At 67.8% G+C, this 13,724-nt stretch carries 14 protein-coding genes and 1 pseudogene; 8 read left to right on the forward strand and 7 right to left on the reverse strand.

Features of this window, described 5'->3' with window-relative positions; translation table 11 throughout:
- Positions 1-48 precede the first annotated feature (48 nt).
- Both UN84_RS04515 and UN84_RS04520 read right to left on the reverse strand, forming a co-directional pair.
- On the reverse strand, positions 49-2,568 hold the full coding sequence (locus tag UN84_RS04515) for a tetratricopeptide repeat protein (protein ID WP_082090799.1): 2,520 nt from the start codon (positions 2,566-2,568) through the stop codon (positions 49-51).
- Between the two features lie 39 nt (positions 2,569-2,607).
- Positions 2,608-4,221 (reverse strand): arylsulfatase, encoded by a 1,614-nt coding sequence (locus tag UN84_RS04520; protein WP_082090800.1) that lies wholly within the window; start codon positions 4,219-4,221, stop codon positions 2,608-2,610.
- 297 nt (positions 4,222-4,518) lie between these two features.
- On the opposite strand from UN84_RS04520, the gene UN84_RS04525 reads away from it, so the two are divergent.
- The gene (locus tag UN84_RS04525) at positions 4,519-4,956 is read left to right on the forward strand and encodes a nucleoside deaminase (protein WP_046077860.1); all 438 of its coding nucleotides are present in this window, start codon (positions 4,519-4,521) and stop codon (positions 4,954-4,956) included.
- Positions 4,953-5,285 (forward strand): antibiotic biosynthesis monooxygenase family protein, encoded by a 333-nt coding sequence (locus UN84_RS04530; protein WP_237022360.1) that lies wholly within the window; start codon positions 4,953-4,955, stop codon positions 5,283-5,285. The genes UN84_RS04525 and UN84_RS04530 overlap by 4 nt, the downstream gene beginning before the upstream one ends.
- 9 nt (positions 5,286-5,294) lie before the next feature.
- Here the strand turns inward: UN84_RS04530 and UN84_RS04535 are convergent, their stop codons facing one another.
- Positions 5,295-5,498, reverse strand: coding sequence for a YjfB family protein (locus UN84_RS04535; RefSeq protein ID WP_046077861.1), 204 nt, complete (start codon positions 5,496-5,498; stop codon positions 5,295-5,297).
- Between the two features lie 131 nt (positions 5,499-5,629).
- Between UN84_RS04535 and UN84_RS04540 the strand changes: the two genes are divergently transcribed.
- On the forward strand, positions 5,630-5,968 hold the full coding sequence (locus UN84_RS04540) for a zinc ribbon domain-containing protein YjdM (RefSeq protein WP_046077862.1): 339 nt from the start codon (positions 5,630-5,632) through the stop codon (positions 5,966-5,968).
- Between the two features lie 40 nt (positions 5,969-6,008).
- Here the strand turns inward: UN84_RS04540 and UN84_RS04545 are convergent, their stop codons facing one another.
- On the reverse strand, positions 6,009-6,914 hold the full coding sequence (locus UN84_RS04545; protein ID WP_046077863.1) for a complex I NDUFA9 subunit family protein: 906 nt from the start codon (positions 6,912-6,914) through the stop codon (positions 6,009-6,011).
- 197 nt (positions 6,915-7,111) lie between these two features.
- On the opposite strand from UN84_RS04545, the gene UN84_RS04550 reads away from it, so the two are divergent.
- The 5 genes and pseudogenes from UN84_RS04550 to UN84_RS04570 all read left to right on the forward strand — a co-directional run bounded on the left by UN84_RS04550 (position 7,112) and on the right by UN84_RS04570 (position 10,924).
- Entirely contained in the window at positions 7,112-7,915 is an 804-nt protein-coding gene (locus UN84_RS04550) for a FadR/GntR family transcriptional regulator (RefSeq protein ID WP_046077872.1), read from the forward strand.
- Entirely contained in the window at positions 7,912-8,931 is a 1,020-nt protein-coding gene (locus tag UN84_RS04555; RefSeq protein ID WP_046077864.1) for a TRAP transporter substrate-binding protein, read from the forward strand. The genes UN84_RS04550 and UN84_RS04555 overlap by 4 nt, the downstream gene beginning before the upstream one ends.
- 82 nt (positions 8,932-9,013) lie before the next feature.
- The gene (locus UN84_RS04560; protein WP_107181026.1) at positions 9,014-9,610 is read left to right on the forward strand and encodes a TRAP transporter small permease subunit; all 597 of its coding nucleotides are present in this window, start codon (positions 9,014-9,016) and stop codon (positions 9,608-9,610) included.
- A pseudogene (locus UN84_RS04565) lies at positions 9,610-10,738 on the forward strand (TRAP transporter large permease). Before UN84_RS04560 ends, UN84_RS04565 begins: the two are co-directional and overlap by 1 nt.
- Before the next feature lie 33 nt (positions 10,739-10,771).
- Positions 10,772-10,924 carry a hypothetical protein gene (locus UN84_RS04570; RefSeq protein ID WP_173834956.1) on the forward strand — a complete coding sequence of 51 codons (153 nt, stop codon included), beginning with the start codon at positions 10,772-10,774 and terminating at the stop codon, positions 10,922-10,924.
- A 20-nt stretch (positions 10,925-10,944) separates the two neighbouring features.
- Here the strand turns inward: UN84_RS04570 and UN84_RS04575 are convergent, their stop codons facing one another.
- The 3 genes from UN84_RS04575 to UN84_RS04585 all read right to left on the reverse strand — a co-directional run bounded on the left by UN84_RS04575 (position 10,945) and on the right by UN84_RS04585 (position 13,649).
- Positions 10,945-11,466 carry a gluconokinase gene (locus tag UN84_RS04575; RefSeq protein ID WP_046079894.1) on the reverse strand — a complete coding sequence of 174 codons (522 nt, stop codon included), beginning with the start codon at positions 11,464-11,466 and terminating at the stop codon, positions 10,945-10,947.
- A gap of 99 nt (positions 11,467-11,565) precedes the next feature.
- Positions 11,566-12,408 carry a nitrilase-related carbon-nitrogen hydrolase gene (locus UN84_RS04580; RefSeq protein WP_046079893.1) on the reverse strand — a complete coding sequence of 281 codons (843 nt, stop codon included), beginning with the start codon at positions 12,406-12,408 and terminating at the stop codon, positions 11,566-11,568.
- 47 nt (positions 12,409-12,455) lie between these two features.
- Entirely contained in the window at positions 12,456-13,649 is a 1,194-nt protein-coding gene (locus UN84_RS04585; protein WP_046079892.1) for an MmgE/PrpD family protein, read from the reverse strand.
- Positions 13,650-13,724: the final 75 nt, after the last annotated feature.

Raw genomic sequence — 13,724 nt, forward strand, 5'->3', positions numbered from 1 at the left:
TCCTTCTGTGGGCATGTCTCAAGATAGGCGGCGTCGCCGGCCGCCTTGTCACCGGGTGCGCAGCTGACGTTCGAGCTGCTGCAGGCGCGGGTCGTTCGGGCGCTGGCGACGCAGCCGCTCCAGGGCCGACAGCGCCTGGGGAATCCGCCCCGCCGCGGCATTCAGATAGACCGCGGCGTAGAGCAGGTCCGGCGAGTCCGGCGCCAGTCGCAGGCCCTGTTCCAGCGCCGCCAGGGCCTGGGGCTTGTGGCCCAGCCGGTCGAGGATCAGGGCGCGGTTGTAGTGGGTTCGCACGTGCCCGGGGCGCCACTCGACGGCCTTCGACAGCCACTCCAGGGCCTCGTCGAACTGCTGCGTCTCCGCCAGCGACAGGGCTAGCAGGTAGGCCAGGTGGCCGCGGTCGGTGCGGGGCATGTCGTCGAGGGCCAGCCCGTCCTCCAGCAGCCGGCGTGATGCCGCCGTGTCGCCGCCGCGCGAGTGGAGCGTGACCAGGTTGACCCGAGCCGGCAGGAAGTAGGGATCCATCGCCAGGGCCGCGCGGTACTGGTCGATGGCGTCGTCGCGCTCTCCGCTGCGCTCGAGCAGCACCGCCAGGCTCAGGCGGTTGCCCGGCAGGTCCGCATTGGCGCGCAGGCGGCGTTCGGTGTCCTCGCGGGCGGCGCGGTAGGCCTGGCGGCTCTCCTCGGGCAGCTCCATCGGCGAGATGCCGGCCAGGGCGCGCACGGCTTCGTCGCGGACCGCCCGCAGCGGGTCGTCGAGCAGCGGCAGCAGGCGCTCCATCCTGAGCGCGTCCGGGGCGCTGGCGAAGGCCGGCGCGGCGGCCGCGCGCACCCGGCCGCTGTCGTCGTCCAGCGCGGCCTCGAGGGTGGGCAGGGCCGGCGGCCCCATGTCCGCCAGGGCGTCGATGGCCGTGGCGCGCACGATGTCCGGCGTGTCGTCGTCCGCCGCCAGCCGCTGCAGGGGGCGGAGGGCGTCGTCGCGACCCTGGCGCGCGGCGGCGAAGACCTCGCCGTAGTGAGTGCCGCCTTGCTCGGTGCGGGCGAGGTCGCCGAACCAGTCCCTGATGCTGCCGGCCGCACGGTCGGGAGACATGCCGTCGTGGCAGCGGGTGCAGGCATCCGGACTGTCAGTGGCCTCGTTCAGGTCCGGGCGGGGCACGCGGAAGGCGTGATCGCGGCGCGGGTCCACCACCATGTAGGTGGTCTCCGGCATGTGGCAGTTCACGCACTGGGCGCCTTCGCTGCCGGGCCTGTGATGGTGGTGTTCGACGCTGTCGTAGTCGCCGGGTTCGAGCTCCGGGAAGCGGGGCGATTGAGCGGTGTTGTGGCACTGGGTGCAGAGTCCGTTGCCTTCGACCCGCACGCGGTTGGTGTGCGGGTCGTGGCAGTCGGTGCAGGTCACGCCTGCCTGGTACATCCTGCTCTGGGCGAAGGAGCCGTAGACGTAGACCTCGCCCTGGATCTGGCCGTCGGCATGATAGAGCCCCTCCGTCAGCAGGCTGGGCAGCGCGCTGTCGAGCAGCGGCTCGCCGTGGGCCGGGCCTGCCCCCAGAGTGGTGCGCCGGCTGTGGCAGCGGGCGCACTGGCCGACCATCTCCTGGCCGGACATGTCGTCGAGGTCCACGCCGAGGCCGATGTCCTCGGCGCTGTTCGACGTGCCCGGCGTGTCGCTGGAGGCGGCGCTCAATTCGGCGCTCGGGGCGGCCGCCGATGCGTCGTCCTGTGCCCAGGGCACGTCCTGGGCCCAGTCGAGGTGCGCCTGGCTCGGGCCGTGGCAGCTCTGGCAGCCGACGCTCTGCTCGTGCCAGGTGGTGTCGAAGACGTCCTCCACCGGGTCATAGCCCTTCTGCAGGTTGGTGGAGTGGCAGTCGGCGCACATGGCGTTCCAGTTCTGGTAGCGGCCCTGCCAGTGCAGGGGATCGTCCGGGGTGAAGGTCTGGCCGGGATAGAGCGAAAACCAGCGCTGGCCCCCTTCCGCCGCCGAACGAGAGTCCCAGGCGATGGTCAGGCTCTGCAGTCGGCCACCGGGCATCGCGATCAGGTATTGCTGGAGGGGCTGGTAGCCGAAGGTATAGGCGATCTCGTGGGTGGCCTCGGGCTCGCCGGGGCCTTCGAGGGTGACCAGGAAACGCTCGCCCTGCCGGTGGAACAGAGCCTGGCTCTCGCCTTCCTGGCCACTGTCGGTGAAGCGAGCATCCGCGAAGTCGCCGAGCACGTTGTCCGGCGTGGCGGGGCGCATGGCCCAGCCGTGGTCGGAATCCTTCCAGGCGTCATGTTCGGCCTGATGACAGCCGGCGCAGCTGCCTTCCGGCGCGTAGCCGTCGCCCTCGCTGGCCAGTCGCGGCGAGGCGGCCTGGGCGGCGCCTGCTATCAACAGGGTCAGCAGGCCGGTCAGCAGAAGGGCCGCCGCGGCGCTCGGGCGCAGGCAGCGATGGACGAAGACGGCGGTACGGGATGAGGCCTGGGTATTCAATGCGATGACATTCCCTGTGTCGTGGCGCCCCGGTGGCCAGCCACGGTGATCATCCTGTCGTGTCGGCAGCGTGACGTCCAGACGCGACACCGCCATGGCCACCCTCGGGTGGCCATGGCGGACGGCGAGGCCGGGTTACTGGATGGCCTTGTTCATGAACTCATCGACCACGTTGGACATGTCGAAGGAAGCGCCACCCTGTACCGGCGGATACTCGGCCAGCGAGGCCAGGTGCTCCTGCATCAGCACCGACATCGGCTGGATGAGCCACGAGACCTTCTGCATCAGGTGGCCGTAGCTGTCCGGCGAGTCGTAGCTTTCGTAAGGGTCCATGCGCAGGTTGAACACCAGCGGTACGGTCCGCGGCACCAGGTTGTCGTAGTAGTTCTCCTTGGTAGAGAAGTGGAACTTCCAGGGACCCATGCGTACCGCGGTGAGCTTGCTCTCGTAGTAGTGGAAGATATGGTCGCGATCGGACCGGTCCCGTTCGCCCATCCAGTAGGGCAGGTTATTGACGCCGTCGATGTATTGCTCCTTCTCGCTCATCATGCGCTCGGCGGGATCCTCGACGCCGGCCGCTACTGCCAGGCTGGTGAACATGTCCTGGTGGCCCTGGATGCCGTTCAGGACGCTGCCGGCGGGAATATGGTCGGGCCAGCGAATCATTGACGGAACTCGGACGCCGCCCTCGAAGGTGGTCATCTTCTCGCCGCGGAAGGGCGTGGTGCCGCCGTGCGGCCAGGAGCTGTGCTCGGGGCCGTTGTCGGTGGAGTACCAGACGATGGTGTTCCCGGCCAGTCCCTGCTCGTCCAGCCAGTCCAGCACCGTGCCGATGTCGTGATCGTGCTGCAGCATCCCCGAGCCGTGAATATCGGCCTCGGACGTGTGTTCCTCCGCGGCGTAGCGCCACTCGTCGTCGAGGTGCGTGTACAGATGCATGCGGCTGGTGTTCAGCCATACGAAGAAGGGATCGCCGGCGCTGCTGGCCTCCTCCATGAAGTCCAGGGCCAGGGGTATCACCTCGTCGGAGTCGAAATTCTCCATGCGCTCGCGGGTCAGCGGGCCGGTGTCCTCGATGGTCTGGGCGCCGATCACGCCGAAGCGCGGCATCTCCGTGTCGTCGAATTCCTCCGTGGCGAAGGTGTGGAGCACCCCACGGGTGCCGAACCGTTCCTCGTAGGCCTCCAGCGACCCGGAGAAGGCCTCGCCGAAGCGCTGGTAGTCACGCTGTTCGGATTCTTCCTGAGTGTTGAGATGATAGAGATTGCCGAAGAATTCATCGAAGCCGTGCATCGTTGGCAGATGCTCGTTGCGGTCGCCCAGGTGATTCTTGCCGAACTGGCCGGTGCGATAGCCTTCCGCCTTCAGCATCTCGGCGAGGCTCGGCGATTCGGTCTGAAGGCCCAGGGGCGAGCCGGGCTGGCCGACCGTGGTCATGCCCGAGCGGATCGGATATTGCCCAGTGAGGAAGGCGGCGCGCCCCGCGGTGCAGGACGGCTGGGCATAGTGGTCCGTGAACATTGCGCCTTCGTCGGCGATCCGGTCGATGTTCGGGGTCGAGTAGCCCATCACCGAGTGCTCGTAGGCCGAGAGGTTGCTCCAGCCGATGTCGTCGCCCCAGATCACCAGGATATTCGGAGGGCCCTCGCTGCCCTGCGTGTCCTGGGAGGCGTTTTCCTGCGCCCAGGCCGTACCGGTCATGGAGATCGCGAGCCCCGCTGCCACTATCCCTGACGTCGTGTGCTTCATGCATCACCCCCTTGTGGAATTATCCCGTGTGACTCGGGCATCCCCCGGGAATGCGTCGGCCACATGGCTAAAGTTAGTCGAAAGCGGGAGACTGGCAAGGCGGTTGATACGGAGCATTTTTCTCAGGAATTCTTTTTAAAACAAAAGGTTGTCGTTTTCTTCGGAGCGGTCTGATGCCGGTGGGGGGAGGCCGGCGTGGATGCCTCGTGCGGGGGGCGGGGCTGGTCGGGCCCTGGCGGGAAGGCATAGGCTGTGAGCGGACATATTCGACCGCAGCACGATACGGGAGCATCAGCCATGGAGCATTTCATGAGGGCGGCACTGGAGGCCGCGCGGACCAGCCGTGACGAGGGCGGCATTCCGATCGGATCGGTGCTGGTGCATCGCGGGGTGATCCTCGGCACCGGCCACAATCAACGCGTGCAGCTCGGCAGCACCGTGCTGCACGGCGAGATGGACGCCCTGGAGAACGCCGGGCGCCAGGCGGCAGAGATCTATCGCGAGTCGACCCTCTATACCACGCTGTCGCCCTGCGCGATGTGCACCGGGGCGATCCTGCTCTACGGCATCCCGCGGGTGGTGATCGGCGAGAACCGCACCTTCCTCGGCGAGGAGGCGCTGCTGCGGGAGCGGGGCGTCGAGGTCGAGGTGCTGCAGGATCCGGACTGCATCGCCCTGATGGAGGCCTTCATCGCCGAGAAGCCCGCGCTCTGGCATGAGGACATCGGCGAATGAGTGTCATGGAGGCCGGCATGCTGGCCGAGACGCCCCAGCCACCTTACTACGCCGTGATCTTCACCTCGCTGCGCCACGAGCATGACGAGGGCTATGCCGCCATGGCCGAGCGCATGCTGGCGCTGGCCGCCGGACAGCCGGGATTTCTGGGCGTGGAGTCGGCCCGGGAGGGCGTGGGCATCACCGTGTCCTACTGGTCGGACCCGGAGGCGATTCGAGGCTGGAAGGCGCAGGTGGAACATCGCGAGGCGCAGCGGCTGGGGCGGGAGGTCTGGTACTCGCGCTACCGGGTACGCGTGGCGCGGGTGGAGCGCGAGTACGGCCTCTAGGACGTAGATTCAGGCGTAGGTGTTGATCTGGGTGCCGAGGCTGCCGTCCCGGGCCAGCTGGGGCTGGGCGGCGGCGGATTCCAGCAGTGAGGTGACCTGCTGCTGCTGGGTGTCCAGGGCTTCCTTGAACACCTGCATCTGGGCCTGCTGGGCGGTCTGGTAGTGCGCCAGCATCTGCGACTGGGCGACGACGTTGTTGACGGATGAGTCCATCGCTATCTCCTGCATGAGAGAATGTCGGTCTCACCCTAGCAGGATCCTGACCGGGTGCAACGGCGACATGGAGTTCGAGTGGCCAACGGTGTAGGCTTGCGCGCTCTCCGAATTTCCCTGAGGTCTTTTTCATGAGCGATATGCCCCAGTGCCCCCAGTGCGCCTCCGAGTTCACCTATCACGACGGCCTGCAGTACGTGTGCCCCGAGTGCGCCCATGAGTGGACCGATGCGGCCCCGGACGCGGAAGACGACGCCCCGGTGATCCGCGATGCCAACGGCAACGCGCTGGTCGACGGCGACACCGTCACCGTGATCAAGGACCTCAAGGTCAAGGGTTCGTCCTCGGTGGTGAAGGTGGGCACCAAGGTGAAGGGCATTCGCCTGGTCGACGGGGATCACGACATCGACTGCAAGATCGACGGCATCGGCCCGATGAAGCTGAAGTCGGCGTTCGTCAAGAAGGCTTGAGCCTCGCCCGCCGCCGTGCGGCGGGCTCGTCGAGCGGGGCTCAGCGGGCAGGCGACGCCAGGCTGTCCGGCAGGCCCTCGCGTAGCGAGCGCGGCCGGAGTCCCAGGTCGTCGAAGGTGCCGACACCGTCGGCGACCACGTTGTTGCGCTGCATGAGGATGATCTGATCGCGGGTCAGCGGCGGGCTCGGCAGCCGCGAGAGCCCGCCGGCCAGGGCCCGCCACAGCCAGAAGGGCACCGGCACCAGCGGACGTTCACGGCCGAGTCGGGCCATCACCAGCTCGACGATCTCCCGATAGCGCAGCACGTCGCCACCGCCGAGCTCGAACAGCCGCCGGGCCGGCGCCTCGGGGCCGGTCAGGCGGGCGAGGGCGCGCGCCACGTCGATGACGTGCACCGGCTGCAGGCGGGTCTCGCCGCGCCCGAACAGCGGGACTGCCGGGAGCCGGACGAGCCGCGCCAGTCCGCCGAGAAAGGCGTCATTCGGCCCGAACAGCACGCTCGGTCGCACGATGATCGCCCTGGGCATGGCCGCCAGCACCGCGCGCTCTCCCTGCGCCCGGGCGCGCACGTAGGCCGAGGGCGAGGTCGACTCGGCGCCGATGCCCGAGAGCTGCACCAGCCGGTCGATGCCGACCTCCCTCGCCAGCCGCGCCAGCCGGCCGGCTCCTTCCACATGAATCGCCTCGAAGCCGAGCTCGCGGGTCTCCACGTAGAGGCTGACCGCGTTGACCACCGTCGCCGCGCCTTCCAGCGCCGCGGCCACTTCTTCCTCATGGCGGATATCGGCCGTGACCAGCTCCAGCGGATCGCCGCTCTCGGCCCAGCTCGGCCAGGCCGGGTGACGGGCCACCAGACGCACCGGCCGCCCGGCCTCCACCAGTTCGCGCACCAGGGCGTCGCCGAGAAAGCCGCTGCCGCCGAAGACGACGATCGGTCGCGTCATATCGTTCCTTGCCGCTGCTCAGGGTCCATGGAGGCATTGTGCCTGACGTCTGCGGGGTCGCAAGCGTCGGGCGCGATGCGCTCGGGTATAGAAAGAAGACCAAAGTCTAAAGGCGTCGAGTCCGATTTTATCCGAGCCTATGTCCGACATAACGAGAATGGAGTCCGACAGGGCTCCGGAACAGTGGAATGCCGAACATGTCCCACGCCGCCGACTCCACGCGCCGCGCCGCGCGCCCCGACATCGCCGATGTGCTCGCCGAGGACATCTTCAGCGGCCATTACGGCCCGGGCGACTTCGTGCCCAAGGAGCTGGACCTCTGCGAGCGCTTCGGCGTCAGTCGCAGCACCGTGCGCAGCGCCCTGCAGACGCTGGTCACGGCGGGCCTGCTCACGCGCATCTCCGGCCAGGGCACGCGGGTGCGGGCGCTGACCGAGTGGCATCTCCTCGATCCCCGGGTGAGCGGCTGGATGGCGCGCTTCGCCCAGCCCAACCCGCGCATCCAGCGTGAGATCTTCGCCTTCCGGGTCGCCGTGGAACCGTTCGTCGCGCGCCTGGCCGCGGAGCACGCCACTGCCGCCGATCTGCTGGCCATCGAGTCCGCCTACGAGGGCATGATCCACGCGCTGGAACATGACGATCTGCACTGGCAGGGCATCTCCCACGACGACTACGACGTGGCCTTTCACGAGGCCATCTTCGCGGCGTCGCACAACCTGGTCTGGGCCCAGATCAGCCATGTGCTGAAGCCGGCCATCGCGCTGCTGGTAGAGCGCTCCAACCATAGTGCCGACGAGCTCCATGACAGCATGGAACGCCATCGCCGGATGATGGAGGCGATTCGCCTGCGTCAGCCGGAACAGGCCGCTGCGGCGGCCCTCAAGGTGCTGGAACGCACCGGCCGGGATCTGGGCCTCGAGGCCATGCTGCCGGCCCTTCCCACCCTCGATGTTTCGACATCTGACGTTTCTAAAACAAGCAGCGATAAGGAAGCCTCATGATCACACGCATGCCTCTCAAGACCCTGACCGTCGCCGTGCTCGGTGCCATGGCCTTCAACGCCCAGGCCGCCGACTACGAGTGGACCTTCCAGACGTCCGAGACCTCCGGCGAGCCGCAGTTCGAGATGAAGAAGGCCTGGGCCGACAACGTCGAGCAGATGTCCGATGGCCGCATCAGCATCGAGATCCTGCCGGTGAACGCGGTCGTCCAGGCCAACCAGACCCTGCAGGCGGTGCAGTCCGGTATCCTCCAGGGCCACCTGACCGACCCGAGCTACTTCACCGGCCAGAACCCGGCCTTCGGCATGATCGGCAACCTGGTCGGCGCCTGGAGCGATCCCTACGACTTCCTCGACTACATGAACAACGCCGGTGGCGAAGAGCTCTACAACGAGCTCGTCGAGCCCTACGGCCTGCACCTGATCGGCGCCGCCGCCACCGGCCTCGAGTCGCTGCCGTCCACCAAGCCGATTCGCTCCATCGAGGACATGCAGGGGCTCAAGCTGCGTGCCCCCGAGGGCATGGTCTACAACATCTTCGAGGCCGCCGGCGCGACGCCGGTCAACCTGCCGGGCTCCGAGGTCTACACCGGCCTGGAGAAGGGCGTGATCGACGCGGCCGACTACACGGTGTTCGCCACCAACCAGGCCCAGGGCCTGCACGAGTTCGCGCCGTATCCGCTGTATCCGGGCTTCCACTCCCTGCCGATGGTCTCGGTCTCGCTGAACAAGGACATCTGGGATGGCCTGCCGGCGGACCTCCAGGCGATCCTCGAGACCTCCGTGGATGATCTGGCCTACGAGATGGTCGCCGAGCTCAAGACCCGCGACCTCGAGGCCGTGCGCGAGGCGCGCCAGAACCCGGACATCGAGATCATCGATCTGCCGGCCGAGGAGCGCGTCAAGTTCCGCAACATCGCCAAGGAAGAGTGGGCCAGCTGGGCCGAGAAGAACGAGATCACCCAGGAGTTCTACGACTCCGTGGTCGGCTACCTGGAAAACCACAACCTGATGTGATCCACCCGCCGGCACCGAATGGTGCCGGCCATCCTGACGGCGGGCCACTCCGGGTGGCCCGCTCCTGTATCGAGGAAGTTCCATGACACAAGCGTCTCGTCGTCCGGAGGGCGACCCGGCCGCCGCCGAGGCGAGCCCGCCCGATCCGGCTCGCAACGCCTTCGACCGCGCCATCATGGGGGGCGGCCGAGTAGCCGCCTGGCTGGTGCTGATCGCCATGGCGATCAGCGTCTATGAGGTCATCATGCGCTACGGCTTCGGCTCCCCCACCTCCTGGGTCCACGAGAGCGTGGTGATGCTGGTGGCGGTGAGCTTCGCCCTGGGCGGGCCGGCGACGCTGGCCTGCAACCGCCACATTCGTGTGCGGGTGATCTACGACAGCGCCGGGCCGCGCCTCAGGCTGTGGCTCGATCGCTTCAACGACCTGGTGACCTTCGGCTTCTGCCTGGCCATGAGCTACGCCGCCTTCGTGATGTTCTGGGGTGCCTCCCACAACCCGCTGGGCGAATGGCAGCTGGAGCGTTCCGGCACCTCCTGGAACCCGCCGTTCCCGGCGCTGGTGAAGGGCGTGATCCTGCTGGCGCTGGCCATCATGTGCATCCAGGCCCTGCTGCACGTGGTGCAGTCGCTGCGCGGCAAGCCCGCCCCCACCCCGGATGACACGGAGGGCGCTGCCTGATGGATATCGCAACCGGAACCATGCTGATGGTGGGGCTGATCTTCGCCCTGCTGGTCACCGGCCTGCCGCTGGCCTTCATCACCGGCCTGGTGGCACTGGCCTTCACCTTCGGCTGGTTCGGGCCCAACGCCCTGCCGCTGGTCACCAGCCGGGTCTACGGCTTCGTCACCGAATACTCCCTGGTGGCGGTGCCGATGTTCGTGCTGATGGCCTCGCTACTGGACCGATCGGGGATCGCCAAGGACCTGTTCAACGCCATGCGCGTGTTCGCCGGTCGCCTGCCCGGCGGCGTGGCGGTGCAGACCGTCGTGGTGGCCTTTTTCCTGGCCGCGCTGTCAGGGATCATCGGCGGCGAGATCGTGCTGCTGGGCATCCTGGCGCTGCCGCAGATGCTGCGCCTGGGCTACGACAAGCACCTCTCCATCGGCGTGGTCTGCGCCGGCGGTGCGCTCGGCACCATGATGCCGCCGTCCATCGTGCTGATCATCTACGGCCTGATCGCCTCCCAGTCGATCGCCGACCTGTTCACCGCGGCCATCACCCCGGCGGTGATCCTGATGGCCAGCTACATCGGCTACGTGCTGGTGCGCTGCCTGAAGAATCCCGCGATGGGGCCGCCGATGACCGACGCCGACCGCGAGGAAGGCTTCGCCAACCGCTGGCAGGCGCTGCGCGCCATCATCGTGCCGGCGCTGATCGCCGGCCTGGTGCTGGGCTCGATCTANCGTCTACAACCTGATGGGCGGCAACCGCTTCATCTCGGGCATGATCATGGGCCTCGACGTGGCGCCGATCGTGATCATCCTGGTGATGATGGCGATCCTGCTGGTGCTGGGCATGTTCCTCGACTGGATCGGCGTGGCCATGCTGACGCTGCCGATCTTCGTGCCCATCGTCGAGCAGCTGGGCTACAGCCCGATCTGGTTCGGTATCCTGTTCGCGGTGAACATGCAGGTGTCGTTCCTGTCGCCGCCGTTCGGTCCGGCCGCCTTCTACCTCAAGGGCGTGGCGCCGCCCGAGGTCAGCCTGAAGGACATCTTCGTCGCGGTGCTGCCCTTCATCGCCCTACAGCTGTGCGTGCTGTTCGCGCTGCTGTTCTGGCCGAACCTCGCCATGTGGCTGGTGTAAAGGCGCTGTCCATGGCGGGGCAAAGACGCCTCGATGCCCCGCCATGAACTGCTGATATCAGCGCTCTGGAAGCGCGCCATATCGCATAGCGATATGGCGCGTTTTTTATTGATGCGCTTTCATGGAGGTTTTCCGGTTTTTCGGCAAAAAGAAAACGGCGCCGCGGCGCCGTTTTCTTATGGTTGACTGTCTTTGGAGAGACTGGATCAGTCTGAGGCTTCACGGGATATCGTCGCGAGAAAGTTCTCGACGATTGCCTGGGGAGGTCGACGGATGTCGGCCAGGACGGCCTCGTCCTCGCCGGGCGCTTCCAGGGTGGCGAGCTGACTGTCGAGCATGTGGGCGCCGGCGAAGAAGTGATCGTCGCGGGAACCGAGGCGCTCCAGCAGCACCTCGCGGCTGCCGGCCAGATAGAGGATCGCCAGGTCGGGAGCGGCTTCGCGAAGCTGGTCACGGTAGCGGCGCTTGAGCGCCGAGCAGCCGATGACCAGATCGCGGCCCTGGTCGCGATACTGGCGATACAGGTCGGCGAGGGTCGCCAGCCAGGCGGCGCGATCGTCGTCGTTGAGGGGCTCGCCGCGGCTCATCTTGGCGATGTTGTCTGGACCGTGATGGTCGTCCCCGTCGATGAAGGTAGCCCCGAGAGAGGCGGCCAGCTGGCGCCCGATATGGGACTTTCCCGATCCGGAAACGCCCATGACGAGAAGGCTCTTGGCGGTCGTCTTCATGCGCGAGTCTGCTTTTCATGGCGTCGAAAGAATGTCGGGAATTCTAGCATTTTTTGACGGGATGGGGAGTGAAAAGGGCGCTCTTTGGTCAGGGATTGTTCAGCGGTGGCCGGCCATCAGCTCGCGAATGAGTGGCGTATCGGCATCGCGATGGGTCGGCAGCTCGAAGCGGGCCTGGGCGATGGCGGTACGCGACAGGGTCGCGGTGATCAGCCCTTCGCCGTCCTCGGCCTCGGCCAGGGCCTCGCCGCGCGGGCCGAGAATGCGCGAGCCGCCCCAGAAGTGGCTGCCGTTTTCCGGCCCGAAGCGGTTGGCCATGATCACCGGGGTGCCATAGGTCATGGCGTAGAAGCGCACGTTGAGCACCCAGTTCTGCTCGTTGGAGAAGTCCTCGCTGACGATGCCCGAGGCCGAGTTGATCGGCGCACACAGCACCGTGGGGCGGGGCAGCAGGGCGGCATGTACCAGGGCGGGATTCCACAGGTCGGCGCAGATCAGCTGGGTCGCGGACCAGCCGGGGAGGATCTCGGCCTGGGTGAGCTCGCTGCCGTGGGTGAACCACTTGCCTTCCTCTAGCCCGCCGTAGGTGGGCAGGTTGAGCTTGCGGTGCACGGCGACGATCGCGCCGTGCTGGAGGATCGCCAGGGCATTGTAGTACTCGCCGGGGCTGGCTTCCTCGACGAAGCCGACCACCGTCTGCATCTCGCCGCAGGCCCGGGCCAGCCGGGCCAGGCGAGGGTCCTCGACCGGCATGGCGACGCGCATGACCTCGCCGCCGAGCCCGTAGCCGGTCAGCGAGAGTTCGGGGAAGACCAGCAGCGCCACGCCGCGCTGGCCGGCCTCGTGAATGATCTCGAGATGGCGCTCGAGGTTGGTGTCGACCTCGCCCAGCGCGGCGTTGATCTGGGCGGCGGCCACAGGGAGTTCGTCCTGATAGTGCATGTCACGGTCTCGTCGTTGCAGCAGGAAGGCGGGCGATGCCCGGAACGTCATTCTGCCCCGGGCGGGCCGAGCAGGGCGAGCAGGTCGCCGGCCGGGCGGTCCTCCAGGGTCTGGATGACGCGTTCGAGGCGCTCGGCGCGCTCGCCGAGCACCGGGCCGGCGAGGGCATGATACTTGGCGGCCAGCTCGTCGTCGGACAGCGGGTTGTGCGGGTTGCCGTGGGCCTCGCAGGGCTCGCTCTCGATGATCCGGCCGTCGCTCAGATGCAGCCGCGCCGAGGCCCAGCGCTCGGCCGGGAAGCGCGCATTGAAGGCGTCGCTCTCGCGGATCTCGACCCGCTCGGCGAGGGCGCGGGGCAGCGGTGCGCCGAGCTCGGTGACGGCCTCGGCGTCGAGGGTGCCGCGGGCCAGCGCGCAGGCCACCGACCAGGGCAGGCTGTACTGGGCCTGCTCGGTGCTGTCCGGGTGCACCACATGCAGCCGCTTGCCTTCGTGAAAGGTGGTGATCTCGATGCGCGCGATCGTCGCCGGATCACCGATTCGCTCGCGCAGCGACAGCACCGCCTCCACCGCCGGCTGGGCCCAGCGGCACACCGGATAGGCCTTGAAGTACTGCTCGTGAAGGTACCAGCGCTGACCCCGATCGGCCCAGAGCTGTTCGACCTCGGGGGCGGCAACGGTCAGCGCCGGGGCGCCGGTGAAACCGTCGCGGGCCAGCAGCGCGGCGGAGACGCCGGTCATGGCGCCCCAGCCCGAGCCGTCCTTGAGCATGGTGGGGTGATCGATGCAGCGCATCATCTGGCTGCGCGGCCCGTAGAACTCGGCGATGCCCAGAGCGTGGTGCAGGCGCTCGGCGTCGAGCCCCATCAGGCGGCCGGCCACGGCCGCCACGCCCAGCGCGTTCCAGGCGCCCGAGGTGTGGTAGTCGGGGCTCGTGGCATGCAGCGCGATGCCGGCGCGGGTGGCGATCTCGTAGCCCATGGCCAGCAGGCCGAGGAAATCGCGGCCGGAGAGGCGGTCGGCCTCGGGCAGGGCGAGCAGCCCCGGCAGCAGGGCGACCCCGGCATGCCCCTTGGTCAGCACCTGGCCGTCGTGGGCGTCCAGGGCATCGATCAGCCAGGCCCCGTGCAGGGCCACGCCGACGAGATCCAGCAGGCAGCGCTTGGCCTGGGTCAGCAGGGCGTCGTCGGGGAGCGGGTCGGCGTCGAGCATCCAGTCGAGCAGGGTAGTGGGCCGGGGCATGAGGACCTCTCGCTTCGAGGAAACGACGGAGGCCGCCCTGGGGCGGCCTCCGGTGCGATCGCATGACGGGCGATG

This window comes from Halomonas sp. HG01 (assembly GCF_000968715.2).
GTDB classification, from domain to species: Bacteria; Pseudomonadota; Gammaproteobacteria; order Pseudomonadales; family Halomonadaceae; genus Halomonas; species Halomonas halophila.